The organism is Pantoea sp. X-Soil-OKNW-556 (assembly GCF_059730695.1).
Map to the genome: position 1 here is coordinate 4,152,231 of NZ_AP035990.1, position 24,429 is coordinate 4,176,659.

Sequence of the window (24,429 nt, forward strand, 5' to 3'; positions counted from 1 at the left end):
GTCGGATAAGGGTAAATAAAGGCCGGAGAAGTCCGGCCTGAAGATCAGTACTTACGCGCCTGTTCGATATGCGCGTTAAGGTTGTCAGCCACCTGTTGCGTACGCTCGGAAGTGGACGCTTGCGCGACCCCGACGTGCCACCAGCTGAAGTATTTGTGGACCATAGTTTTCGGCAGCACTTTAATATCGATAAGCGTTGAGACCGTCTGCTTCTGCGCATCGGCCAGTGCGGCCTTCAGCTGCTCCAGGCTGGTGACGCGATAGGTTTTGCAGCCGTAACCTGCGGCAATCGCCGCAAAATCCACCGGAACAAAGCCACCGTCCAGCTTGCCGCCTTCCGGGTTACGGAAGCGGAACTCGGTGGTGAAGCTGTCCATACCGTGTTCCATTTGCAGGTTGTTGATACACCCGTTGGTCATGTTATCCAGCAGGATGACGTTGATTTTCGCCCCTTCCTGAACTGAGGTGACCAGCTCGGAGTGCAGCATCATGAAAGATCCGTCACCGACCATGGCGTAGACTTCACGCTGCGGCTCAGCCAGCTTCACCCCCAGCGCGGCATTCACCTCGTAGCCCATGCAGGAGTAGCCATACTCAACGTGGTACGAGTTGTAATCTTTGGTGCGCCACACGCGTTGCAGGTCGCCCGGCAGACTGCCCGCGGCCGCGACAATCACCGCATCCTTTGGGAGTTGCTCGTTTAAGGTGCCCAGCACGCTGCTCTGCGTCAGTACCGACTGCGTCAGGCGCTGGAATTCGGCAAACAACGCTTCACGGTCGATATGGTCGGCGATTTCTGGGATGAAATCGTCGGTGTTATAGGTCGCGGCATACACGCGCTGCGTCTCTTTCAGCAGCTTACTTTGCGCCTGATCGATCTGGCCGCCCCAGTGACTTTCAAAGCCCTGCAAACCCTTATCCAGCGCGGTCAGCGCTTCGCGGGCATCGGCCAGCAGTTGCACTGCATCCAGCTTGTAGCTGTCGAAGTTGTTGACGTTGATATTGAGATAGCTAACGTCCGGGTTCTGGAAAATCCATTTCGAAGCGGTGGTAAAATCGGTGTAGCGCGTCCCCACGCCAATCACTAAATCCGCCTCTTTCGCCAGCAGGTTAGCCGCCAGACAGCCGGTTTCACCGACGCCGCCGACATTTAGCGGATGGTCAGAGACAATGGTGCCTTTCCCCGCCTGCGTTTCGGCAAACGGAATGTTGAAACGCTCAGCAAACTGGCGCAGCGCTTCACCCGCTTCGGAATATTTCACGCCGCCACCGCATACAATCAGTGGCTTATGTTTACGCACAATCAGTGCCAGTGCCTCTTCCAACTGGGCCACGGTGGGTAGACGGCGATCCAGACGATGAACGCGCTTCTGGAAGAAATATTCCGGGAAATCCCAGGCTTCACCCTGCACATCCTGCGGCAGCGCAATGGTCACCGCACCGGTTTCCGCCGGATCGGTCAACACGCGCAATGCGTTTATACAGGCGGTCATCAGCTGCTCCGGGCGGCTGACGCGGTCCCAGTATTTGCTGACGGCACGGAAAGCATCGTTGGTGCTGATGCTGAGATCGTGGCTTTGCTCGATTTGTTGCAACACCGGGTCCGGCTGGCGCGTGGCGAACACATCGCCCGGCAGCAGTAATAAAGGAATACGGTTGGCGGTTGCGGTCGCGGCGGCGGTGATCATGTTGGCTGCGCCCGGTCCGACCGACGAGGTACAGGCAATAATCTGGCGGCGCAGCGACTGCTTGGCAAAACCGATGGCGGCATGCGCCATACCTTGCTCGTTACGGCCCTGATGCACCACCAGATCGCCGCTGTCCTGTTCCAGCGCTTGCCCCAGCCCCAGCACGTTGCCGTGACCGAAAATAGCGAAAATGCCTTTCACAAACTTGGTTTCAACGCCATCAACGTTCAGATACTGGTTATCAAGAAATTTCACCAGCGCCTGTGCCGTGGTTAATCTGATTGTGCCCATATGCTCATCCTTTACATGCTGGTACCTGTGAACCAGGTACAACGCGGTTGACGTCAACGCACCGGAAATGGCGACCGCGGATAAGTGAAACGTGAGGCGATTATAAACAAATATTTTTTCCATAAAATACGATTACAGAAGAAACATTTCATTTTGCGATGGAGATCAAATTCAGGGATGGAACGGACCCAGACACAGGCCAAAAAGGGGGAAAAGTGGAACAACAATAAAGCAAAGAAGCCTCATAAAGAAATTTCATTTCACTTCAGCAGCTTCCATTATTTTTCAGGGTTTTCCTGAGAGCTGGCTCACAAGCCAGAGCATCCGTGAAACTTGTCTTGCCACTCTCCCCTGCACGCTACGTTGTTCAGAGTTTTACCTGGTTCACAAAATCGTGACAGATATTTCATTTCATATTGAATTTGGAATTTTTATTCCCCATACTGCGACCATAGCCAATCAGGCACCTTGAGAACCCGGAAGCACAGCGCCCGAAGTGTCTGCTTATCACAGAAGGAAACCACAAGTATGAGTACACAACAGAAGCGGCTTGATGTGATTTGTATCGGACGCATCGCCGTCGACCTCTACGGTCAGCAAATTGGCGCGCGACTGGAAGATATGAGCACCTTCGCTAAATACCTCGGCGGATCTTCCGGCAACGTTGCCTATGGCACGGCCATCCAGGGGTTGAAATCCGCCATGCTGGCACGCGTCGGGGACGAGCATAATGGTCGCTTTCTGCGTGAAACCCTGCAACGCGTGGGTTGCAGCACTGAGGGGTTGATTACCGATAAACATCGCCTGACCGGGCTGGTGATCCTCGGTATTAAAGATGAAGAGACTTTCCCGCTGATTTTCTACCGTGACAACTGCGCGGATATGGGGCTGGTACCCGAAGATATTCAGGAAAATTTCATTACTTCCTCACGCGCTGTCGCCGTAACCGGTACTCACCTGTCGCATCCTCATACCCGTGCCGCGGTATTGAAAGCGCTGGATATCGCCAGGCGAAACGGCCTGCGCACTGCGCTGGACATCGACTATCGCCCGGTGCTGTGGGGGCTGACCTCACTCGGCGACGGTGAAACGCGTTTCATCGAGTCCAGCCAGGTTACAAAACAGCTTCAGGAAGTGGTGCACTATTTCGATCTGATTGTCGGAACAGAAGAAGAGTTTCATATCGCCGGTGGTAGCACCGATACCCTGACCGCGCTGAAAAACGTGCGTCAGGCCAGCCAGGCGACGCTGGTGTGCAAACGCGGCCCGCTGGGTTGCGTGGTATTTGAAGGCGCGATCCCGGATAGCTGGGAGCAGACCAAACTGCACAGCGGCGTGCGCGTAGAAGTGCTGAACGTACTGGGCGCGGGTGATGCCTTTATGTCTGGCCTGCTGCGTGGTTGGCTGAACGATGAAGGCTGGGAACAGGCGTGTCGCTATGCCAATGCCTGCGGCGCACTGGTGGTATCTCGCCACGGCTGCGCGCCAGCGATGCCGACCAAAGAGGAACTTGATGATTTCCTCAGCCGCGATCAAGAGGTAAAACGCCCGGACCTCGATACCCGTCTCAATCACCTGCACCGTGTCACCTCGCGCACCCGTGAGTGGCCGGAACTGAACGTGTTCGCTTTCGACCATCGTAAGCAGTTGGCCGATATGGCGCGCGAGGCCGGTGTCGATGAAAGCCGCATCCCACAACTCAAGCTGCTGTTGTTGCAGGCAGCACAAGAGGCGTCGCAACAGGCCGGTCTGGACAGCAAAAGCGGCATCCTCGCGGATACCACCTACGGCCAGAAAGCGTTGAACGCCATCACCGGTAAAGGCTGGTGGATTGGTCGCCCGATTGAGTTACCCAGTTCGCGCCCGTTGCGTCTGGAGCACGGCAATATCGGCTCCCAGTTGATCGACTGGCCGCAGGAACATGTGGTGAAATGCCTGGTGTTTTACCACCCACATGACAGCGCGGAACTGCGTAAAGAGCAGGACGATCTGCTGCTGGATGTGTGGAAGGGTTGTAACAAAAGCGGGCACGAGCTGCTGCTGGAAGTGATTTTGCCGGAGAGTAACCCGGATAAAAAAGAGTCTTACTATGTCGATATGTTGAGCCACTTCTATCGCCTCGGCATCCAGCCCGACTGGTGGAAGTTACCGCCGCTGTCGGCAGAAACCTGGCAGGCGGTAAGCAGCCTGATCGAACAGCAGGATCCTCACTGCCGTGGCATTTTGCTGCTCGGCCTTGATGCACCGGAAGAGAAGCTGAAAGCCGGTTTCGCGGCGGCGGCCCAGGCACCGTGGGTGAAAGGTTTTGCAGTAGGTCGCACCATTTTCGGCCAGCCATCACGCCAGTGGTTGCAGGGCGAGCTGGATGACCAGGCGCTGATTGAAACAGTGAAAGGCAATTATCTGCGCCTGATTGAGTACTGGCGCGCGGCACGCGGTTAAACAGTACCCGCATAGTGCACGAACGTAGCGGCGCGATTTATCGCGCCGCTACGATTACCCCCTGCATTTTGTGAGGCGTTTCATAAACCGATGAAATAACCGTCACGATGCTGCCAAACAAATGAAATTTTCCATCCATCTGGTACTATAGCGCTCATTATCCAGCCACAATGTTTATTAGCAGGCCGAAGTAATGACCAATAACCCCACCCAACTGACTTTGTTACAGGACGACATTCGTCGTCGTTATGAGACGCTGAGTAAACGCCTGAAACAGGTGGCGCGTTATATTCTTGATAACAGCAATAGCATCGCTTTCGACACCGTGGCCTCAATCGCGCAGCAAGCGGATGTCCCCCCTTCTACGCTGATCCGCTTTGCCAACGCCTTTGGTTTCAGTGGTTTTAACGAGATGAAGCAGGTTTTCCGTCAGCACCTGATGGAAGAGACGGTGAACTACACCGAACGCGCCCGCCTGTTCCGTCAGACCGCCACCGACGACAGCGCCTCTTCGCCGGAAAGCCCGGTCGAAATCCTCAACGTCTTCACTATGGTCAACAGCCAGGCGCTGCAACAGCTGGCGATGCAGGTTAACCCTGACCAGCTCAACAAAGCGGTGAAGATGCTGAATGAAGCGGAAAATATTTACATCATTGGTCTGCGCCGCTCGTTCAGCGTGGCGTCGTATCTGGTGTACGCGCTGCGCCATCTGGAGCGTCGCGCGTTCCTGATCGATGGCCTCGGCGGCATGTTCACCGAACAGCTAAGCATGGTGAACCCGAAAGACGTGGTGATTGCCATCAGCTATTCACCGTACGCGCGTGAAGCGGTGGAACTGGTGGAACTGGGTGCCAAACGTGGCGCGCACCAAATCGCCATCACCGACAGCCAGGTCAGCCCGCTGGCGGCCTTCAGCGATGTCTGCTTTGTGGTACGCGAAGCGCAGGTTGATGGCTTCCGCTCACAGGTGGCGTCTCTGTGCCTGGCACAAACCCTCGCGGTTTCCCTGGCCCTGAATAACGTCGAAAAAGCCTGACCCTGCGGCTGGCAGCGAGACGCTTGCCAGCCTCCCCCGCGATGGTTAGTGTGTGAGGATCGCGACCGCTGCGGCGGCGCATTCTCCCCCGTACCGAGGCAGGATTGATGCAGATCGAACCTTTACCGCCCCTCAACACGCTCATTGCCTTCGAGTGTGTGGCGCGCTACGGCAATATTTCGCGCGCGGCTGAAGAACTTAACCTGACGCAAAGCGCCACCAGCCGCCAGATTTTGCAGCTGGAAGAGATGCTCGGTTGCAAACTCTTCACCCGCACGCAACGCCGGGTGTTACTGACGCCACGCGGCGAGGCTTATGCCACCCAGGTACGTCAGCAGCTCTCCGCCCTGTCCCACGCCACCGCTGAAGTGATGGGCTGGAACGGTCTGCCGCAGGTGACGATTGCCTGCACCAGCGCGATGGGATCGCTATGGTTAGCCCCACGACTCTCCGCGCTGCACCGCGAATTACCCGATTTGCAAATCCGTATGAAAATCTCCGACAGCTTCGCCGATATGCGCTCGTCGGAGTTTGACCTGGCAATTTTCTATCTACGCGAAGCCCCGCCAGGCTTTCAGGCCACCCCGCTGTTTGACGAAATCTGTTATCCGATGTGCGCCCCTGAGTTTCTGACCAGGCTGGAGGATAATGCCTCCGCCGAATCATTACTCCACCATATGTTGCTGATTCAGGACGACCCGCAACGTGAATGGACCGGCTGGAGTGACTGGTTCGCCTCGCAAAATGTGTTGAGTTTTGTACCACGCCAGACCTGGCGGGCGAATAACTATCCGTTTCTGGTGCAGGCGGCGGTGCGGGGTGACGGGATATTACTCGGCTGGGAAGGCTTAGTGCAGGATCATCTCAACCGGGGTGAGCTGGTGCCGGCCCATAGCGGCAAGCTGGCTGCCAACGGCAAATGTTTTCTGCTGATCCCGCAGGACCGCTATCTCAAGCCGATTGTGCGCCATGTTATGAGCTGGCTCCAGCACCAACATCAGACTGAAATGTTGCCATTATAAAAAAACGGTGATGCAGCAGATTATTTGCCACATCACCGTTTATACAAAACATAAGTAAATTAATATCACGCCATAGGTTTTTCTTATATATAAAATAAAAGCCTATGCCGCTATTTCCCTTTCTTTATTGCTGGGTATCCATCGGCGGAAGTTTATTTTTTAGCGCGCCGCGTCGACGATGTGAAGAATGCATACCAACCAGCGTAAAAATTAACCACATCGACTGGGAAATCACCATCGCCAAATTAAAATCATGACTCAATGAATAGAGGCCACAAACCCCTCCCGCGATATTCAGACAAGCATAAATATCTGAATCAATGACTAATTTACGCAACTGAACCAGTGCGTAAGCCAGTAAGTAACAAAAAACGCCAATTAGCCCAACTATCGTATGCAGTTCCACATGCATTTTCCCTGGTGTTGCCTGATGATCAGGAAATTATCTTTTTTGTGGGTGTTCTGCTGCGCGTTTTTCGCATAGTCTGATACGAAAATCTCATACATCAGGTTTTATTGGTTTTGATATAAATCAGAAATAACTGCGCTAAGGCTCAGGGTGATTAGTAAAACAGGGCGAATAACAACGGAGAAAAATAAATGAAAGACGAGCAGGACAAATTTAACAAATATCTTCAGGGCGCGAATTTAAGCCGCCGTTCATTTATCAATACTGCCGCGCTGATTGGTGCGGGTACGGCATTATCACTTTCTCCTTTCGCCGGTTTTGCGGCTGAGGCCACCCCGAAAAAAGGCGGCGTGCTGAAACTCGGTATGTCCGGCGGCAATACCAGCGATTCACTGGACCCAACGTTGTTCAGTGACTGGGTGCCGCTCAACCAGGCTTACATGCTGATGAACGGCCTGATCGAGATTGATGAGAACAACCAGGCGACGCCAGAGCTGCTGGAAAGCTGGTCGGCAAAACCTGGCGCGCAGGAGTGGACCTTTAAAGTACGCCAGGGCGTGACCTTCCATAACGGTAAGACCCTGACGGTAGAAGATATTCTCTACTCCATTAACCTGCATCGCGGCGACCAGTCGCGCAGCGCCATCAAAACCCAACTGGCGAGCATCACCGAGCTGAAGAAAAGCGGTGATAACGAAATCACCCTGACGCTGGACAGCGGCAACGCCGACTTACCTTATCTGCTGGCGGATTACCATCTGGTGGTGGTGCCGGACGGCTTCACCGACTGGAAACACCCGATCGGCACCGGCGGCTTTGTCTTTGATCAGTACCAGCCTGGCGTGCGTTCTTACTTCAAACGTAACCCGAATTACTGGAAACCGAATCGCGCCTTTGTTGATGCGGTCGAAGTGCTGGTGATCAACGATGCCACCGCACGTACCAACGCACTGATCTCCGGTCAGGTCCATGCCATTAACCGCGTGGATTTCAAAACCGTTGATTTCCTGAAACGCAGCCCGGCGCTGAACATCATCCGTTCGTCTGGCGGCCAGCACTTTACCTTCCTGATGGATTGCCGCGTTGCGCCGTTTAATAACAACGACGTACGTATGGCGATTAAATACGGTATCGACCGTGAAAAACTGTTGGCGACCGTACTGCGTGGCTACGGCTCACTGGGTAATGACCATCCGATCCCGAAAACTGACCGCTTCTTCAACAAAGCGCTGCCCCAGCGTGCTTATGATGCCGACAAAGCGAAGTTCTATTTGAAGAAAGCCGGACTGACCAGCCTGCCGGTCGAACTCTCCTCTTCCGATGCCGCCTTTGCCGGTGCGCTCGATGCTGCTGCGCTGTTCCAGAGTCAGGCCGCACCGGCGGGGATTCAGGTCAGCATCAAACGTCAGCCTGCCGACAGCTACTGGGACGACGTGTGGATGAAAGCCCCGTTCAGCATGGGTTACTGGGGTGGTCGTCCAACCGCTGACCAGATGTTCTCCACCGCATGGCAATCCACCGCCAAGTGGAACGATACCCACTGGAAGAACGAGAAATTCGACAGCCTGCTGATTCAGGCACGTTCGCTGCTGGATGAGCAGAAACGTGCCGAGATCTATGGCGAATTGCAGCAAATCGCCAGCGATGATGGTGGTGCGATGATCCCGCTGTTCGGTGACTACCTTGATGCCACCAGCAAAAAACTGGGCGGCGTAAAACCACATCCGATGTTCAACTTTATGGGTGGTCGCCTGGCTGAACGCGTCTGGCTGGAGTCGTAATGAAAAAGCAGATTTTACATCGCCTGCTGCTGGGCTTACTCACGCTCTGGCTGGTGTCGTTACTGATTTTTGTCGGTACGGAATTGCTGCCTGGCGATGTCGCCAGCGCAATTCTCGGACAAAACGGTACGCCGGAAACCATCGCCGCGCTGCGCACGCAGCTCGGACTGGATCAGCCCGCCATCTGGCGCTACCTGCACTGGCTGGGTGGCGTTTTGCACGGCGATCTCGGTAACTCGCTGGCGAACAACCAGCCGATTAGCGCGGAGCTATTACCGCGTCTGGCGAATACGCTGTTCCTCGCCGGTTATGCCGCCATCATCGCCATTCCGCTGGCGGTGCTGCTGGGTATCGCCTCGGCGGTGTGGCGTGGTTCCTGGTTTGATCGTCTGGCTAACTCGCTGACCTTGCTGAGTATTTCCGTGCCGGAATTCTTTGTCGGTTATGTGCTGGTGATTTTCTTCGCCATCCGCCTGGCGTGGTTTCCCAGCCTGGCGCTGGTCGACCCGGATGCCGGTTTCCTTTCACGCCTGTACGCCTGCACTCTGCCAATGTTGACGCTGGTGCTGGTGGTGCTGGCGCATATGTTGCGGATGACCCGCGCCTCCGTGGGCGCGGTGATGTCGAGCAGCTATATCGAAACCGCGCTGCTGAAAGGCCTGTCGCGCTGGCGCATTGTGCTGGGCCATGCGCTGCCGAATGCGCTGGCACCGATCATCAACGTCATCGCCTTCAACCTCGCCTATCTGGTGGTGGGAGTGATTCTGGTCGAAGTGGTGTTTGTATATCCGGGCATTGGGCAACTGATGGTGGATGCGGTGACCAAGCGCGACCTGCCGGTGGTGCAGGCTTGCGGGCTGCTGTTTGGCGGCACCTACATTCTGCTCAACACCGCCGCCGATTTGCTGGCGATTTGGTGTAACCCACGACTACGCCACGCGAGGTAAGCAATGAAAAAACTGAAAAGCCGCGCGGTGCCGTTTTCCGCCATGCTCGGCCTGGCGATCATCGCCATTAACCTGATTGCCGCATTGTTTGCGCCGTGGCTGGCACCGCACAGCGAAACCGCACAGGTGGGCGATATCTGGATGCTGCCCTCCGGCGCGCTGCCGCTCGGCACTGACAGCCTTGGCCGCGATATGTTGTCGCGTATTTTGTTTGGCGCACGTACCACCATCGCCATCGCGCTGGCCATCACCGCCATCTCGTTTGTCATCGGTATTCTCACCGGCTTCACCGCCGCCATTTATGGCCGCTGGGTCGATGTGGTGCTGACGCGCATCGTCGATACCCTGATGTCGATCCCGGTACTGATTCTGGCGCTGATCGTGTTGTCGGTACTCGGCACCTCGATTCCGGTGCTGGTCGGCACCATCGCCTTGCTGGATGCCACCCGCGTTTATCGTCTGGCGCGTCTGGTGGCGCAGGGCATTGTCTGCCAGGAATATGTCGAAGCGGCGCGTCTGCGCGGTGAGGGCCTCGGCTGGATCGTGCGTAAGGAGATTTTGCCGAATGCCATCCCGCCACTGCTGGCGGAATTTGGCATGCGTTTCTGCTTCACCTTTCTGTTTATCGCCGGTTTGAGCTTTCTCGGTCTGGGTATCCAGCCGCCGTGGGCCGACTGGGGCAGCATGGTGCGTGACAACGCCCAGGCAATTAACTTCGGCCAACTGGCCCCGCTTTACCCGGCTGCCGCTATCGCCCTGTTGACCATTGGCGTCAACCTGGTGGTTGACTGGCTGCTGGTGCGCAACAACCTCTCGCTGGGGGAAGAAGGATGATTCAACCGATTCTGGAAATGCGCAATCTGCGCATTGAAACCGACCAGGGCATTCCACTGGTACAGAACATTTCACTCAGCCTGAAACCCGGCGAGGTGCTGGGACTGATTGGCGAATCCGGTGCCGGTAAATCCACCATCGGCCTCGCCGCACTGGGCTATGCCCGTTCCGGCTGCCGTATTGCCGGTGGCGAGGTGCGTATCGCCGGACAGGATATCGTGCCACTCTCCAGCAAAGAGAAGCGTGAAATTCGCGGCAGACGCGTGGCCTATGTGGCGCAAAGCGCCGCCGCCGCGTTTAACCCGGCGCTGACCATCGGTAAACAGGTGTGCGAAGGCCCGATCCGTCACGGCCTGATGAACGCCGAAGAAGCGCAGGCCTGGGCAGTGACGCTGTTCCGGGCGCTGGATCTGCCGCAGCCGGAAACCATCGGCCAGCGCTATCCGCATCAGTTGTCGGGCGGCCAGTTGCAGCGCGCGATGGCAGCGATGGCGATGTCCTGCAAACCTGACCTGCTGGTGATGGATGAACCCACCACCGCGCTGGATGTCACCACCCAGATTGAAGTGCTGGTGATGCTGCGCAAGCTGGTACGCGAGTTCAACACCGCCGCGCTGTATATCACCCACGATCTGGCGGTGGTGGCGCAAATCGCTGACCGCATCATGGTGCTGCGTCAGGGCAGCGAAGTGGAATGCGGCAGCACCGCTGACATTCTGCAAAATCCGCTGGAAACTTATACCCAACGGTTGGTATCGGAGCGCGCCCATGCGCTGACGTCGGTGCACGCCGAGAACACCGCGCAGGGTCAACTGCTGAGCCTGCAAAATCTCTCCACCGGTTACAACGGCAACACCGTGGTTCACGGCGTTTCGATGAGCATTGCCAAAGGGGAAACCCTGGCGATTATCGGCGAATCCGGCAGTGGCAAAAGCACCCTGGCACGCGCGCTGTGTGGATTGCTGGGCGATACCGCGGGCAACGTCAGCTTTGCCGGTCAGGTGCTGGCGAATCGCTACCAGCAGCGCGACAAAGAGACGCTGCGCCGCATCCAGATGATTTATCAATTGCCGGATGTGGCGCTCAACCCACGCCAGACCATCCTTGAAGCGATTGGCCGCCCGATTGCCTTCTATTTCGGACTGGATAAACGCCAGGTACGGGCACGCGTGGAAGAATTGCTGCGCCTGACCGAGCTGCCGCTCACCCTGATCGATCGCTACCCCGCCGCGCTGTCGGGTGGTCAAAAGCAGCGTGTTTGTATCGCCCGCGCACTGGCCGCCGAGCCGGACTTGATCATCTGCGATGAAGCCACCTCGGCACTTGATCCGCTGGTGGCGGAAGAGGTGCTGAATCTGCTGCGTCGTTTGCAGGAGCAACTGGGGCTGTCGTACCTGTTTATCACCCACGATCTCAGCACCGTGAAGCGCATCGCGCAGCAGGTGGCGGTAATGTACCAAGGCAACGTGGTGGCGCAGGGGCCGACCGAGCAAGTGTTCAGCGCCCCGATGCACAGCTACACCGAAAAACTACTGACCTCAGTGCCGGAAATGCGCACCACCTGGCTGGATGAGGTGCTGGGTCAGCGTCAGAACAACGCAATGGCAGGAGCCTCATGAAAACCTTCGTAACGCAATTCCCCCACAGCGTCAGCGTGACGGAACATCTCTGGATTACCCTGAAAGACGGCACGCGCCTGGCCGCGCGCATGTGGCTGCCGCTCTCCGCCAGCCAGCAGCCGGTGCCCGCCATTCTCGAATACATCCCCTACCGCAAGCGCGACGGGACACGTACCCGCGATGAGCCGATGCACGGTTATTTCGCCGGTCAGGGTTATGCGGTGCTGCGCGTCGATATGCGCGGTAGCGGCGAATCAGACGGCTTACTGGAAGATGAATATCTGTTGCAGGAGCAGGAAGATGCGCTGGAGGTGATTGACTGGATTAGCCAGCAATCCTGGTGCAGCGGTGCGGTTGGCATGATGGGCAAATCCTGGGGTGGTTTTAACTGCCTGCAACTGGCGGCGCGCCGCCCACCTGCGCTGAAAGCCATCATTACCGTATGTTCTACCGACGATCGTTACAACGATGATATCCACTACAAAGGCGGCTGCCTGCTGAATGACAACCTGTGGTGGGGCGGCATCATGCTGGCTTACCAGAGTCGCCCGCAGGACCCGGCCCTGGTAGGGGAAAGTTGGTATCAGGACTGGCTGAATCGGCTGGAAAACATGCCATTCTTCCCGGCGCTGTGGATGGATCATCCGCTGAAAGATGCTTACTGGAAACACGGTTCGGTCGGTGAAGACTGGTCGGCAATTCAGTGTCCGGTGATGGCGGTTGGCGGCTGGGCGGATTCCTACAGCAACGCGGTGTTCCGTCTGATGGACAACCTCGACGTGCCGCGCAAGGCGATTATCGGCCCGTGGGCGCATATCTATCCGCAGGATGGCACGCCGGAACCGGCAATTGGTTTCCTCCAGGAAGCGGTGACCTGGTGGGATCGCTGGCTGAAGCAGGTGGATAATGACGCACTGGCTGGCCCGCGTGTGCAGGCCTGGCTGAACGACAGCCAGCGTCCGGGGTCACAGCGTCCCCAGGCGTTTGGCGAGTGGATTGCTATCGACGGCGATACCGACGCGGTGACCCAGCCGCAACGCTGGCATGTGCAACCAGGCAGCCTGACCACCACGCCGCTGGCGCAGGAGAGCTGGCAAGCCATCTGTACCCAGCAGAACCACGGCCTGTTTGCCGGTGAGTGGATGGGGGCGGGCGTGTTGGGCGAAAGCCCGAGCGACCAACGTATGGACGACGGATTGGCAGAGAGTTTTGACAGCGCGCCGTTAAGCGAAAGCCTGAGCATTTACGGTTTCCCGCAGTTCAGCGTCAAACTGAGCAGCGACAAACCGGCGGCGATGCTGTATGTCCGTCTCTCCGATATCGCACCGGATGGCGCATCAACCCGCGTGACACACGGCTGGGTTAACCTGAGCCATTTGCAGGGGCAGGATAAAAACGTGCCACTGACGCCGGGTGAAGTGGTGGATGTGCAGGTGCAACTGGACGGTATCGCCTGGCGCTTTGCCGCCGGACATCGTCTGCGCATTTCGCTGGCGACCACCTTCTGGCCAATGATCTGGCCGATGGCGGAAGTCGCCACCTTGAGGGTGAATCTGGCGAGCGCCGCACTCGACCTGCCGGTATGTCGTCAGGTGACAGCGATTGACGGCCCCAACCCGCAACCGACCACCGCAGCCAATACGCCACTGACGTTACTGTCGCCGGGACGTGTCGAACGTGAGTTGCGTTATGACGTGGTCAACGATAGCTGGGAAAGTGTCACCCACGGTATCGGCGGGGTGTTCGGTGAGGGCGTCTATCGTTTTGATGATATCGATACCACCGTTGATCACAGCCTGCGCCGTCAGTTGACCTGTCATAACGATGATCCGCTGTCAGCCCATTATCTGCTGACGCAGAGCATGAAGATTGGCCGGGAAGGTTGGTGGACGGAAACCGATATTGAGCTGGAAATGCGCAGCGATTTGACGCATTTCATCATCAGCGGCGAGATGAAGGTGCAGCATAACGGTGAAGCGGTGTTTAATCGCCGTTGGGATCGACGGATTAAACGTTAAATCCGCACATCAAAAAAAGCGCGATAAATCGCGCCGCTACAAATACATGCAAATATCGTAGCGGCGCGATTCATCGCGCGGTTTGCGCGATTTAAACGCGCGGATACTTGTCGCTATTCACCCAGGCGTGATCTTTCTCCCAGGTAAATTTCCACAGACGTACCGGACCCGCCATCACGTTCAGGTAATAATTATCGTACCCCGCCAGCGTTGCCACCGGATGGTAGCCGCGCGGCACCGTCACCACATCCCGGTTATACGGTGCCATACATTCGTCGAGTGAACGATCGTCGGTATACACGCGCTGCATGGCAAAACCCGGCTCCGGATCGAAACGGTGGTAATACGTCTCTTCCAGGTAGGTTTCGTCCGGGCTGTCCTTCTGGTCGTGCTTGTGGCTTGGGTAAGAACTGGTCGCGCCTTCGTCGGTGTAGACTTCCACCACCAGCAGGCTATCAGCTGGCTGAGTGTCCGGCAGAATGTTATGCACCAGACGCTGGTTGCGTCCCTTGCCACGATGTTCGACCCCGACATCTTCCGGCGCAATCAGGCGCGCCGGTAAGTTGCCCTGGCTGGGAGCGTTGCACACCGCCAGCTCCAGATCGCTATCGGCGTAGACTTCCACCTCATCGTTATGCGGCACATACACCGAATACGGCGGAATACGCTCGAACGGTGACAGACGCTTACCGAGATTGGGGAACTCCGCATGACGGGTTTTCACCGAAGCAAAACCTGCCACCAGCACCAGACACAGCTCTTTATCGCCGCTGCTGAGTTTCAGCGTCTGTCCCTTCTTCAACAGATAAGCATCAAAACCGACATATCCCCAGCCCGCGCTTTCCGGCGTAACATGCTGGATACGGCCATTGCTGTCTGGCTGCTGCGCTTTCGCAAGTAGTGACATCACCCTCCTCCTCTGTTGGCAGATTAACCCAGGGTCGGCATGCTGAATTCAGACACCGTCTGCTGACCGCTCGGCCAGCGCACAGTGGCGGTTTTCATACGGGTATAGAAACGAACGCCGTCCGGACCGTGCACGTTCAGCGCGCCAAACACCGAACGTTTCCAGCCGCCGAAGCTATGGAACGCCATCGGTACCGGCACCGGAACGTTGACGCCGACCATGCCCGCTTCCACATCCTGCACAAACTCACGCGCGGTGTGGCCGTTGCTGGTGAAGATGGCGCTACCGTTGCCGAATTCATGGCTATTGACCAGTTGCAGCGCGCTGTGGAAATCCGGGGAACGCATGATGCTCAGCACCGGTCCGAAGATCTCTTCGCGCCAGATGGTCATCTCTGAGGTCACATTGTCGAACAGCGTACCGCCCACGTAATAACCTTCCGCATGGCCCGGCACCTGATAGTTACGACCATCCACCACCAGTTTCGCGCCTTCCTGCTCACCTTTGTCGATATAACCCAGCACTTTTTTCTGGTGCGCGGCAGACACCACCGGCCCCATTTCATTCTCTTCCGCACCCTTCTGGATACCCGGACCGACGCGCAGCGCTTTGATCAGCGGCGTCAGGCGTGCAATCAGTTTATCGGCGGTGCCTTCACCCACGGCCACCACCACCGGCAGTGCCATGCAACGCTCACCGGCCGAACCAAATGCGCCGCCCATAATGGCGTTCACGGTGGCATCAAGATCCGCATCCGGCATCACGATGGCGTGGTTTTTCGCTGCGCCAAACGCCTGAACACGTTTGCCGTGGGCGCTGGCGGTTTTGTAGATATGCTCGGCCACGCCGGATGAACCGACGAAGCTCACCGCCGCAATGCGCGGATCTTTATACAGCTGCTCAGCATCTTCGTTGGAGGAGTGCACCACGTTGAACACGCCATCTGGCAGACCCGCTTCTTTCAGCAGCTCCGCCATGCGCACAGAGGCTGACGGGTCGAGCGCCGGTGGCTTAAGCACAAAGGTGTTACCGCAGGCCAGCGCAATCGGGAACATCCACAACGGCACCATCGCCGGGAAGTTGAACGGCGTAATACCCGCCACCACGCCCACCGGCTGCATCAGCGAGTAGCTATCAACGCCGCCGCCCACGTTGGGTGAATTTTCGCCTTTGATCAGATGCGGGATTCCGCAGGCAAACTCAATCACTTCAATACCGCGCGTCAGCTCGCCCAGCGCATCAGACCAGACTTTACCGTGTTCAGAGACAATCAACGCCGCCAACTCCTCACGGTGTTGTTCCATCAGAGCTTTGAAGTTGAACATCACGCGGGCACGACGCAGCGGAGAGGTCTTCGACCATTCCGGGAAGGCCGCATGCGCGACTTCAATCGCCTGAGCGACTTCGTCCGAGGTGCTCTGCGTCAGCTCGCGTATCACTTTGCCGGTCGCCGGATCGTAAACAGGGATAGTTTCGTTGCTGGCGCTGTGGGTAATCTGGCCGCCGATAAAGTTTCCTACGATGTTCATGTCGTTGCCTCTTTAATGTGTAAACCAGCTAAGACTAAAAGCGTGATATGAAGCTATTACAATGAAATAAATTTTTCAAATACTTATTTTTGGAAAATTTCCTTTTAGCGGGCTGGATCGCATTTTTCCTCGCGTCCCATCCACGATGGCCGCCGCACAGATCGGGTATACAAAACGAAATATGAAATTTTTGCGAGGCAGATCCAATATCTGATATTTCATAATTCACTAATAATGAAATAAATGTTTTCTTTGGCTCCATCTTACCCGCACATCATTACAGGAGCCGCAGCATGGCCATCGATCCCACCCGTTTCTGTATTAACCGTAAAATTGCTCCAACGCTGTCGCTGGAAGCGTTCTTCCAGCTGGTGCAGCGTCTGGGACTGAACAAAGTCGAACTGCGTAACGATATGCCGAGTGGCAGCGTCACCGATGGCCTCAGCGCCGCCGCGCTGCGCGCGCTGGCCGACAAATACCACATTGAAATCGAAACCATCAACGCGCTCTATCCGTTCAACCGCGTTGATGACGCGCTGCTGGCGAAAACCGAAGCCCTGTTGCAGGAAGCGCAGCAGATCGGGGCCAAAGCGTTGGTGATGTGCCCACTGAACGAAGGGATCGCCATCTCCCCGGAACAGACGTTGGCAGCGCTGCAAACGCTAGCGCCGCGCTTTGAACATTACGGTATTCAGGGACTGGTGGAACCGCTTGGCTTCCCGGTCAGCTCGCTGCGTTCGGCGGTGAAAACCCAGCAACTGATCCGCGATGCGCAGGTACCTTTCAAACTGCTGCTGGATACCTTCCACCATCATCTGTACGAAAACGCTGAGCTGGAGTTCCCGCAGGAGATTGATGTGAATCAGATCGGTCTGGTGCACCTGTCGGGTGTGGAAGATCGTCGCCCGACGGCGCAGCTCACCGATGAAGAGCGCATCATGCTGAGTGATAAAGATGTCCTGAACAGCGTGGCGCAGGTGAAGCGTCTGGAGAGACTGGGCTACAAAGGCATCTATGCCTTTGAACCCTTCTCTTCCGAGCTTGAGAAGTGGAGCGCGCAAGACATCGAACGTGAAATCCGCGCCAGTATCGAATTGCTACAAGCCTGACCGAAACGAACCCTTATCTGTGTCTCTGACACAACTTTGTAGTGATTGGCCTCGGTCGGAGGCCTCTTTTTAATTCTCTTTGATTTCAATGGGCGGGCTGGCGGGCTGACGTCGGCTCATGCGCAGCGTACATACCAGCGCCAGACACACCAGTAGCGCAGTGAGGAAGTAGACCAGCGGCACTCCCGCGAAGCTCATAATAAAACCGGCAATCGGGCCGGTGATCCCCAACGACAAATCCATAAACGCGGTATAGGTGGCGAGCGCGCTGCCCTGATTCTGCTGCGGCACCACTTTGACCGCCACCACGCCAATCGCCGGGAAGACTAACGAGAAGCCTGCGCCGGTAAAGAACGCGCCAACCTTTGCCATCCAGGGATCAAACGACGCCGCAACCAGGAACAGGCCCACCGCCTCCACCGCAAAGCAGATGCTGGCAACCCGTAGGCCGCCGAGGCGGTTGATGGCATTCGGGAACAACAAACGGGTGCCGACAAAGGCAGCGCTGAATAGCGTCAGGGCAAATGCCGCGCCATCCCAGCCTTTATCTTTATAGAACAAGGTAATAAAGGTAGCGATCACCCCGAAGCCCGCCGATCCCATCGCCAGGATCAGGCCAAAACCGTAAATCTTGCCCAGGACATCACGGAATGGCAGCGGTTTGGCTTTGCTGCCTTTCACCGGCGCACGCGGTAACGCCAGCGCAATCGCCAGCACACAGATGGCGATGATCACCCCGGAGAGCAGCAACAGCCCGCCGCTGTGGAAAATCACCACGCCAAGCGGTGCCCCAATCGCCATCGCCCCATAGGTGACAATGCCGTTCCATGAGATCACCCGACCAATATGCAATGAGCCAACCCGTGCCACGCCCCACAGCGAGGTGCCGGTGCCGGAGAAACTCTGGCCGATACCAAGAATCACCCTGCCCAGGCACAGCAACCCAAGACTGAGCACCGTCCAGCTTTCGGTCAAGGCCGAAAGCAGAATGCATAACCCGCTGATAAAACAGCCGAACAGGCCGATCACCACCACTTTTTTCGGTCCCCACTGGTCGGCATAGCGTCCGGCATGGGGGCGGCTCAGCAGCGTGGCGAGATATTGCAGGCTAATCACCAGTCCGGCCCAGAAGGCACTATAGCCGAGGCCGTCATGGACAAAGCCGGGCAGCACCGCCAATGGCAAACCAATGGTGAGATAGCTGGCAAAGTTGAACATCACGATGGAGAGAATCAGTAAATTCAGACGGAAAGGCGTTAAAGCAGGTTCCGCAGCAGGCTGGTCAGGCATGAGTAATTGCGCTCGTGTTTGACGGAGTTTTTATAACAGAACCTTTACTATACGCCTTTTATGCCGCGGCGCATCATAGCCTCTGATGATATTTGGTCATCATTCCGTCATATCTCCACCGTACACTCGCCGCCAGTGAAATCCCAAAGAGGATAACAATCTGATGCCGCTCCTGATAGACCATCGGGTGCGCGTGGCGTGCTGTCGCTTCCTGTTGTTAGCGGGAGGTGGTCAATGACGCGTGTCGCGCAACCCATCGAACTGAAAAACCTGAGCTGGTCAGCGGGTAACCTGACCATTCTGCACGATCTCTCCCTGACCATTCCGGCCGGACAAACGCTGGCGCTGCTCGGCCCTTCTGGCTGTGGCAAAAGTACGCTGCTGAAACTGCTGGCGGGTTTGCTGCAACCCACGTCCGGCGAAATCTGGCTGGGCGACCAGTGCGTCGCCTCCGCCACCCACTGCGCAGCGCCGGAAGCGCGCAACCTCGGCATGGTGTTTCAGGATTACGCGCTGTGGCCGCATATGAGCGTGGCGCAGAACGTGGCCTTTCCGTTGCGTATGCGCGGGGTAAAAAAAGCAACGGCGCTGGAGCAGGCACAAGCCGCGCTGACGCAGGTGGAACTGAGCGGATTTGGCGATCGTAAACCCGCGATGTTGTCGGGCGGTCAGCAGCAACGCGTCGCGTTAGCGCGTGCGCTGGTCGCACAACCGGCGATTCTGCTGTTCGACGAACCCTTATCCAATCTCGACCGCGAACTGCGTGAAACCCTCGCACAACATATGGCGCAGTTGCTGCGCGCCGCCGGGATCACCGCCGTATACGTCACCCATGACCGCGAGGAGGCCAATACCCTCGCCGACCGCATTATCCATCTGGCGCAGGGCCAGATGGTTTCAGTCACTGACCTCTCAGGGGAAAACCATGCCATCTCTCAAGTCTGTTAAAACAGGAGCCATCAGCGCGATGATTTTGACTTCCGCCATGATGATGAACGATGCCGAGGCACTGACGGTGTACACCGCCGGGCCGGGATCGCTGGCAAAAAGCCTCGCCGCCGGGTTTGAAAAACAAACCGGGGTCAAGGTGAATATATTCCAGGCCACCACCGGCAAGGTGATGGCGCGCCTGGAAGCCGAACAGGCAAATCCGCAGGCCGATGTGCTGATCTCCGCCTCCTGGGATACCGCCGAAGACCTGCAACAACGTGGTTGGTTGCTGCCTTACCAAAGCCCCAACGCGGCCAACGTCCCGGCGGCGTTTAAAACCGATGCTTACGTGGCACAAGGCATTTCCGCGCTCGGTATCGTCTGGAACACCAATAGCCATACCCCGGAACCGAAAACCTGGCAGGACCTCACCGGCCCGGCATTTAAAGATCAGGTCACTACACCCGATCCAGCGCTGTCCGGGGCGTCCCTCGATCTGTTAATCGGTTTGCAGAACGGCGAAGGTGAAAAAGCCTGGCAGTTGTTTGATCAACTCAAAGCCAACGGTATGGTGATCAGCGGCCCGAACGCCCAGGCGGTGACGCCGGTGTTGCAGGGTGCGAAGGCGGCGGTATTTGGTGCGGTGGATTACGTGACCTACAACAACATCGCGCAAGGTGAGGCGGTGAAAGTGATTTTCCCGGAAAACGGCACGGTGGTCGCGCCGCGTCCGATGATGATCCTGAAAACCAGCCAACATGCTGCGGATGCCAAAGCCTTTATCGATTATGTGTTGTCGGATGAGGGCCAGCAGCAAGTGGCGAAGGCCTGGCTGATGCCAGCGCGTACCGATATCAAGGCACAACGCCCGCTGATCACCGAGATTAAACTGTTGCCGGTGAATCAGGAGGGGGGCAGCGAACGCGCGGCAGTGCTGAAACGCTTTGCTACGCTGTTCGGGCAATAAGTCATGGCGCGTGCCCTGTTTAACGGTTTGATCCTGCTGGCGTTGCTGGTGCTGGTGGCGCTGCCGCTGCTGTTTATCGTGCTCCAGGCGCTGTTTCCGCATCTGAGCGAGGGAGAGTGGCGTGGCGCTTTCAGCGCGCTGCCGACCCTGCTGGAGGACCCGCAGTTAGTCCCGATGTGGCTGGGTACGCTGAAAATTGGCCTGGGAGTGGCACTCGGCAGCCTGCTGCTCGGACTACCCCTTGGCGCGCTGCGTGGGCTGTTTCGCCTGCCCGGCGCGGCGCTGTGGGATCTGTTGTTTCTTATCCCCTTCCTGACGCCACCTTACATCGTCGCGCTGGCCTGGACGCTGGCGCTACAACGCAATGGTTACGTTGCCCAGCTCACCGGGCTGAATTTTGACAGCCTGCTGTTCAGCAGCAGCGGCATGATGCTGGTGATGACGCTGAATATCTTTCCGGTGGTTTACTTCGCGGTGTCGCGTGCGCTGATGACAAGTGGGCAGCGTCTGGCCTGGGTGGCGCGGGTGCATGGTGCTTCCGCATGGCGTGCTTTCTGGCAAATCACCCTGCCCCTGACCTTACCGGCGTTGGCGGGTGGTGTGCTGCTGGCGTTTACCCTGGCGATTGAGGAGTACGGCGTCCCGGCGGCGCTCGGTGCACGCGCCGGATTAACCTTGATGACGGTGGGCATTGAACAGAAGCTGGCCGACTGGCCCATCGATTTGCCAGGGGCCGCCTCGTTGTCGCTGATGTTAAGCGTGGTGGCGCTGCTGGCGTGGTTTTGCCAGCGCAAACTGACCGGCAGCAGCGATGTCACGGCAGTGAGCGGCAAACCGGTGTCACAGGACGCCGCCGATCCTGGTGGCTGGCAATGGCCAATGCTGCTGCTGTTCACCGGGACCACGTTGCTGGCAGTAGCGTTACCGCTGGGGGCCATGACGCTCAGCGGCCTGTTAAATACCTTGTCCGGTGGCATTCATACCAGCAACCTGACGCTGCGCCATTTCGCCGCGCTGTTCAGCCAGCAGGGGGATGCGCTGACAGCCTTCTCCACCAGCATCGGGCTGGCGCTGGGGGCGGCGTTGCTGACCGGGCTTCTTGGCTTTCTCATCGCCTGGCGCGTTGCCGAGGGCAAAACCCGTCTGCTGGCGCTGATGGATGGTCTGGCGCTGCTACCGGCGGCCATGCCGGGGGTGGTGATTGGCGTGGGGTTGATTCTGCTGTGGAATCGCGGTTTCTGGCCAGTTTCACCTTACAACACGCTGGCGATTTTGCTGCTTTCCTATAGCTGCCTGCTGCTGCCGTGGCCGGTGCGCTATGTCAGCAGCGCCCTGCGCCAGCTTGGCCCAACGCTGGAACCCGCCGCCCGCGTGCATGGGGCGACGCGTATCCAGGCGCTGCGTTTGATTGTGTTACCGCTGGTGGCACCGAGCCTGCTGGCGGCCATGATGATGGTGTTTGCCGTCGCCTCGCGCGAACTGGTGACTTCACTGATTCTGGCTCCGGCAGGCACGCAAACCGTAGCGATATTTATCTGGCGACAGTTTGAGCAAGGCTCCGTCGGACAGGGCATGGCAATGGCCACCCTGACGCTGCTCGCCAGCCTCAGCCTGATGCTCGCCGCGCTGACGTTGCTGCGCGGAAAATCGGGCTAGCCTGTTTTTGCGTGATAAATCACGCCGCTACGTCAGGTAGCGGCGCAATTTATTGCGCTTTCAATCAATACTGCCCGCCGTCAGCAAACACCTGTGTATCGGTAATCGCCTGCACATCTACCTTATTCGGCAGAATATGCAGCGCGCTGAACAGGTCAGATACCTGCTGCACCTGGGCGATATCATCCGGTGTCACCGCGCGAATACCGTGGGAGATACGCGCGGTGATTTTCCCGGCATCAGCCGGTTGCAGGCGCGTCAGTTGCGCATACACCTGGTTGTATTCTTGCGGGTGCGCCAGCGCCCACTCACGCGCCTGTGCCAGACGATGAGTGAAATCGGCAATCGCCGCGCGCTTCAATGGATCATCGAGCGAGCTTTGTGTCGCGGTGACAAAGGAGAGTGCCGTGGTCAGCCCTTTGCCATCACGCAGCAGGCGTGCGCCATGCTGCTCCGCAATACCTAAATAGGGATCAAAGGTGGCCCAGGCGCTAATCTGCCCTGAGTTAAACGCCGCGCTGGCATCGGTTGGCAGCACAAAACGCACCGGTACGGCATCCCGTTGCACATCTGCTTCCTGCAAAGCCTGATACAACAGATGCTGTGAGATGCTGCCGCGCGCAGATGAAACCACCACCTCTTTACCCACCAAATCCTTAACGCTGTGGATTGGGGAATCCGCCGGGACAATCAGCCCGTTGGAGCCGCCGTCACCGACGTTGGTGGCGATGATTTTCAGCGGAACACCGCCAGATGCCGCCATCAGCACCGGTAAATCACCGGCGTAGGAGGTGTCCACGGCCCCGGCGCGTTGCGCTTCAAACAACGGTGCCGCCCCCTGAAAATTCGCCCAACGGTACTGATAAGGCGCATCTTTCATCACTCCGGCCGCTTCAACCAGCGAGCGCAGGTTTCGCGCCTGATCGCCCAGCACCAGCGTGACGTGACTTAAATCAGGCGCAGCCTGACTGCCAAACGCCGCGCACAGCAGCAGCGCAGCAACAACGGGTTTCTGCCATTTCATCGGTGAGACTCTCAGAGGGCGTTGCGGTTGAGCTGACGGATGTAGGCATCCCAGTGCAGCAGATATTTTTGGTTGCGGATGCTGTTATCAAATGCCTGCGCAGCTTTCTCCGCCACCGCATCCGGCAGGATAATCAGTTCAGCACCGCCCGCTTGTGCCGCCAGCTGTGCCTGACAGGCGCGTTCGAGATAATAGAGGTTATAAAATGCCTCTTCGATGCTGCCGCCGCTGGTGAGCAGGCCATGATTGCGCAAAATCAACGCGTTACGCGTGCCAAGATCGGCCACGATACGTTGCTGCTCATCCAGATCCAGCGCAATACCTTCGTAATCGTGATAGCCAAGGCGCTGATGGAAGCGGGTGCTGTGCTGCGAAATCATCAACAGCCCGTGCTTCTGTGCCGACACCCCAATGCCCGCGGCGGTATGGGTATGCAGCACCGCATGCGCATCCGGGCGGGCGCGATGGATCGCGCTGTGAATCACAAATCCGGCCGGGTTAATACCCAGTCCGGTCGGATCATCAATGATGTTGCCATCGATGTCGATCTTCACCAGCGTCTCCGGCTGGATTTCATCGAAGGTCTGCCCGTAAGCATTAATCAGGAAATGCGGTTTTTCGCCGGGTACGCGCAGTGAGAAATGGGTGTAAATATGATCCGTCCAACGCAGCTTTGCCGCCAGATGATAAGCCTGCGCCAGTTTGACGCGTGCCTGCCATTCTCCCTCGCTAATGCGCTGCCGTAATGCGCTGATATCCAGGATTGCCGTACTCATTTTCTGCTCCTTTGCCGGGTCGGTTTGCCTGCAAATCATCCTGACACAGCGCTTTTCACCCTGGGAAATGCCAATAACGGCAAAACAATGTCAATAAACGCAAAGCGGAGTCGATAATTGACCTGGGTCAGTTTGGTTGAAAATCAAAACGCTA

General features: G+C 57.3%; 19 protein-coding genes. 12 read left to right on the forward strand and 7 right to left on the reverse strand.

Annotated elements, in window-relative coordinates; all coding sequences use genetic code 11:
* Nucleotides 1-44: 44 nt before the first annotated feature.
* A complete protein-coding gene (gene iolD / locus AC6I8T_RS19395) occupies nucleotides 45-1,979 on the reverse strand; it encodes a 3D-(3,5/4)-trihydroxycyclohexane-1,2-dione acylhydrolase (decyclizing) (protein ID WP_208724324.1) in 1,935 nt (644 codons plus the stop codon).
* A 528-nt stretch (nucleotides 1,980-2,507) separates the two neighbouring features.
* On the opposite strand from iolD, the gene AC6I8T_RS19400 reads away from it, so the two are divergent.
* The 3 genes from AC6I8T_RS19400 to AC6I8T_RS19410 all read left to right on the forward strand — a co-directional run bounded on the left by AC6I8T_RS19400 (nucleotide 2,508) and on the right by AC6I8T_RS19410 (nucleotide 6,479).
* Nucleotides 2,508-4,421 (forward strand): bifunctional 5-dehydro-2-deoxygluconokinase/5-dehydro-2-deoxyphosphogluconate aldolase, encoded by a 1,914-nt coding sequence (locus tag AC6I8T_RS19400; RefSeq protein ID WP_497829682.1) that lies wholly within the window; start codon nucleotides 2,508-2,510, stop codon nucleotides 4,419-4,421.
* Nucleotides 4,422-4,614: 193 nt separating this feature from the next.
* Nucleotides 4,615-5,457, forward strand: coding sequence for a MurR/RpiR family transcriptional regulator (locus tag AC6I8T_RS19405; RefSeq protein WP_013510847.1), 843 nt, complete (start codon nucleotides 4,615-4,617; stop codon nucleotides 5,455-5,457).
* 107 nt (nucleotides 5,458-5,564) lie between these two features.
* Complete coding sequence (locus tag AC6I8T_RS19410) at nucleotides 5,565-6,479, forward strand: LysR substrate-binding domain-containing protein (RefSeq protein ID WP_208724326.1); 915 nt, start codon at nucleotides 5,565-5,567, stop codon at nucleotides 6,477-6,479.
* Nucleotides 6,480-6,603: 124 nt separating this feature from the next.
* On the opposite strand, the gene AC6I8T_RS19415 is transcribed toward AC6I8T_RS19410, so the two are convergent.
* Nucleotides 6,604-6,885 (reverse strand): CBU_0592 family membrane protein, encoded by a 282-nt coding sequence (locus AC6I8T_RS19415; protein ID WP_021184874.1) that lies wholly within the window; start codon nucleotides 6,883-6,885, stop codon nucleotides 6,604-6,606.
* Between the two features lie 194 nt (nucleotides 6,886-7,079).
* Here AC6I8T_RS19415 and AC6I8T_RS19420 point away from each other — a divergent pair, with 194 nt between their 5' ends.
* From AC6I8T_RS19420 to AC6I8T_RS19440, 5 genes are read left to right on the forward strand one after another with little or no spacing between them, the layout of a single operon-like run.
* Nucleotides 7,080-8,669 (forward strand): ABC transporter substrate-binding protein, encoded by a 1,590-nt coding sequence (locus tag AC6I8T_RS19420; RefSeq protein WP_497834244.1) that lies wholly within the window; start codon nucleotides 7,080-7,082, stop codon nucleotides 8,667-8,669.
* Nucleotides 8,669-9,616 carry an ABC transporter permease gene (locus AC6I8T_RS19425; protein WP_021184877.1) on the forward strand — a complete coding sequence of 316 codons (948 nt, stop codon included), beginning with the start codon at nucleotides 8,669-8,671 and terminating at the stop codon, nucleotides 9,614-9,616. The genes AC6I8T_RS19420 and AC6I8T_RS19425 overlap by 1 nt, the downstream gene beginning before the upstream one ends.
* Before the next feature lie 3 nt (nucleotides 9,617-9,619).
* Nucleotides 9,620-10,450 carry an ABC transporter permease gene (locus tag AC6I8T_RS19430; RefSeq protein WP_021184878.1) on the forward strand — a complete coding sequence of 277 codons (831 nt, stop codon included), beginning with the start codon at nucleotides 9,620-9,622 and terminating at the stop codon, nucleotides 10,448-10,450.
* Nucleotides 10,447-12,069 carry an ABC transporter ATP-binding protein gene (locus tag AC6I8T_RS19435; protein WP_208724327.1) on the forward strand — a complete coding sequence of 541 codons (1,623 nt, stop codon included), beginning with the start codon at nucleotides 10,447-10,449 and terminating at the stop codon, nucleotides 12,067-12,069. Before AC6I8T_RS19430 ends, AC6I8T_RS19435 begins: the two co-directional genes overlap by 4 nt.
* Nucleotides 12,066-14,087, forward strand: coding sequence for a CocE/NonD family hydrolase (locus AC6I8T_RS19440; protein WP_497834245.1), 2,022 nt, complete (start codon nucleotides 12,066-12,068; stop codon nucleotides 14,085-14,087). Before AC6I8T_RS19435 ends, AC6I8T_RS19440 begins: the two co-directional genes overlap by 4 nt.
* A gap of 91 nt (nucleotides 14,088-14,178) precedes the next feature.
* Here the strand turns inward: AC6I8T_RS19440 and iolB are convergent, their stop codons facing one another.
* Both iolB and AC6I8T_RS19450 read right to left on the reverse strand, forming a co-directional pair.
* A complete protein-coding gene (gene iolB / locus AC6I8T_RS19445) occupies nucleotides 14,179-14,994 on the reverse strand; it encodes a 5-deoxy-glucuronate isomerase (RefSeq protein ID WP_021184881.1) in 816 nt (271 codons plus the stop codon).
* A 23-nt stretch (nucleotides 14,995-15,017) separates the two neighbouring features.
* Nucleotides 15,018-16,523 carry a CoA-acylating methylmalonate-semialdehyde dehydrogenase gene (locus AC6I8T_RS19450; RefSeq protein WP_021184882.1) on the reverse strand — a complete coding sequence of 502 codons (1,506 nt, stop codon included), beginning with the start codon at nucleotides 16,521-16,523 and terminating at the stop codon, nucleotides 15,018-15,020.
* A 293-nt stretch (nucleotides 16,524-16,816) separates the two neighbouring features.
* Between AC6I8T_RS19450 and AC6I8T_RS19455 the strand changes: the two genes are divergently transcribed.
* Nucleotides 16,817-17,632 (forward strand): TIM barrel protein, encoded by an 816-nt coding sequence (locus AC6I8T_RS19455; RefSeq protein ID WP_208724329.1) that lies wholly within the window; start codon nucleotides 16,817-16,819, stop codon nucleotides 17,630-17,632.
* Nucleotides 17,633-17,701: 69 nt separating this feature from the next.
* Here the strand turns inward: AC6I8T_RS19455 and AC6I8T_RS19460 are convergent, their stop codons facing one another.
* Nucleotides 17,702-18,922: an MFS transporter gene (locus AC6I8T_RS19460; protein WP_021184884.1), complete on the reverse strand. Its 1,221-nt coding sequence runs from the start codon at nucleotides 18,920-18,922 to the stop codon at nucleotides 17,702-17,704.
* A gap of 234 nt (nucleotides 18,923-19,156) precedes the next feature.
* Here AC6I8T_RS19460 and AC6I8T_RS19465 point away from each other — a divergent pair, with 234 nt between their 5' ends.
* Genes AC6I8T_RS19465 through AC6I8T_RS19475 form a run of 3 tightly spaced genes read left to right on the forward strand, consistent with a single transcriptional unit; the run spans nucleotide 19,157 to nucleotide 22,475 of the window.
* Nucleotides 19,157-19,870 carry an ABC transporter ATP-binding protein gene (locus AC6I8T_RS19465; RefSeq protein ID WP_021184885.1) on the forward strand — a complete coding sequence of 238 codons (714 nt, stop codon included), beginning with the start codon at nucleotides 19,157-19,159 and terminating at the stop codon, nucleotides 19,868-19,870.
* Nucleotides 19,848-20,819: an ABC transporter substrate-binding protein gene (locus AC6I8T_RS19470; RefSeq protein WP_208724331.1), complete on the forward strand. Its 972-nt coding sequence runs from the start codon at nucleotides 19,848-19,850 to the stop codon at nucleotides 20,817-20,819. Before AC6I8T_RS19465 ends, AC6I8T_RS19470 begins: the two co-directional genes overlap by 23 nt.
* Nucleotides 20,820-20,822: 3 nt before the next feature.
* A complete protein-coding gene (locus tag AC6I8T_RS19475; protein WP_497834246.1) occupies nucleotides 20,823-22,475 on the forward strand; it encodes an ABC transporter permease in 1,653 nt (550 codons plus the stop codon).
* Nucleotides 22,476-22,539: 64 nt separating this feature from the next.
* Here AC6I8T_RS19475 and AC6I8T_RS19480 read toward each other — a convergent pair whose 3' ends face one another.
* Nucleotides 22,540-23,499: an ABC transporter substrate-binding protein gene (locus AC6I8T_RS19480; RefSeq protein WP_208724333.1), complete on the reverse strand. Its 960-nt coding sequence runs from the start codon at nucleotides 23,497-23,499 to the stop codon at nucleotides 22,540-22,542.
* Nucleotides 23,500-23,510: 11 nt separating this feature from the next.
* Complete coding sequence (locus AC6I8T_RS19485) at nucleotides 23,511-24,275, reverse strand: class II aldolase/adducin family protein (protein ID WP_208724334.1); 765 nt, start codon at nucleotides 24,273-24,275, stop codon at nucleotides 23,511-23,513.
* Between the last annotated feature and the right edge of the window lie 154 nt (nucleotides 24,276-24,429).

Excerpts from the sequence above, each read along its gene's own strand:
- iolD (WP_208724324.1), bottom strand. The coding sequence starts at position 1,979 with ATGGGCACAATCAGATTAACCACGGCACAGGCGCTGGTGAAATTTCTT.
- AC6I8T_RS19400 (WP_497829682.1), top strand. The coding sequence starts at position 2,508 with ATGAGTACACAACAGAAGCGGCTTGATGTGATTTGTATCGGACGCATC.
- AC6I8T_RS19405 (WP_013510847.1), top strand. The coding sequence starts at position 4,615 with ATGACCAATAACCCCACCCAACTGACTTTGTTACAGGACGACATTCGT.
- AC6I8T_RS19410 (WP_208724326.1), top strand. The coding sequence starts at position 5,565 with ATGCAGATCGAACCTTTACCGCCCCTCAACACGCTCATTGCCTTCGAG.
- AC6I8T_RS19420 (WP_497834244.1), top strand. The coding sequence starts at position 7,080 with ATGAAAGACGAGCAGGACAAATTTAACAAATATCTTCAGGGCGCGAAT.
- AC6I8T_RS19425 (WP_021184877.1), top strand. The coding sequence starts at position 8,669 with ATGAAAAAGCAGATTTTACATCGCCTGCTGCTGGGCTTACTCACGCTC.
- AC6I8T_RS19430 (WP_021184878.1), top strand. The coding sequence starts at position 9,620 with ATGAAAAAACTGAAAAGCCGCGCGGTGCCGTTTTCCGCCATGCTCGGC.
- AC6I8T_RS19435 (WP_208724327.1), top strand. The coding sequence starts at position 10,447 with ATGATTCAACCGATTCTGGAAATGCGCAATCTGCGCATTGAAACCGAC.
- AC6I8T_RS19440 (WP_497834245.1), top strand. The coding sequence starts at position 12,066 with ATGAAAACCTTCGTAACGCAATTCCCCCACAGCGTCAGCGTGACGGAA.
- iolB (WP_021184881.1), bottom strand. The coding sequence starts at position 14,994 with ATGTCACTACTTGCGAAAGCGCAGCAGCCAGACAGCAATGGCCGTATC.
- AC6I8T_RS19450 (WP_021184882.1), bottom strand. The coding sequence starts at position 16,523 with ATGAACATCGTAGGAAACTTTATCGGCGGCCAGATTACCCACAGCGCC.
- AC6I8T_RS19455 (WP_208724329.1), top strand. The coding sequence starts at position 16,817 with ATGGCCATCGATCCCACCCGTTTCTGTATTAACCGTAAAATTGCTCCA.
- AC6I8T_RS19460 (WP_021184884.1), bottom strand. The coding sequence starts at position 18,922 with ATGCCTGACCAGCCTGCTGCGGAACCTGCTTTAACGCCTTTCCGTCTG.
- AC6I8T_RS19465 (WP_021184885.1), top strand. The coding sequence starts at position 19,157 with ATGACGCGTGTCGCGCAACCCATCGAACTGAAAAACCTGAGCTGGTCA.
- AC6I8T_RS19470 (WP_208724331.1), top strand. The coding sequence starts at position 19,848 with ATGCCATCTCTCAAGTCTGTTAAAACAGGAGCCATCAGCGCGATGATT.
- AC6I8T_RS19475 (WP_497834246.1), top strand. The coding sequence starts at position 20,823 with ATGGCGCGTGCCCTGTTTAACGGTTTGATCCTGCTGGCGTTGCTGGTG.
- AC6I8T_RS19480 (WP_208724333.1), bottom strand. The coding sequence starts at position 23,499 with ATGAAATGGCAGAAACCCGTTGTTGCTGCGCTGCTGCTGTGCGCGGCG.
- AC6I8T_RS19485 (WP_208724334.1), bottom strand. The coding sequence starts at position 24,275 with ATGAGTACGGCAATCCTGGATATCAGCGCATTACGGCAGCGCATTAGC.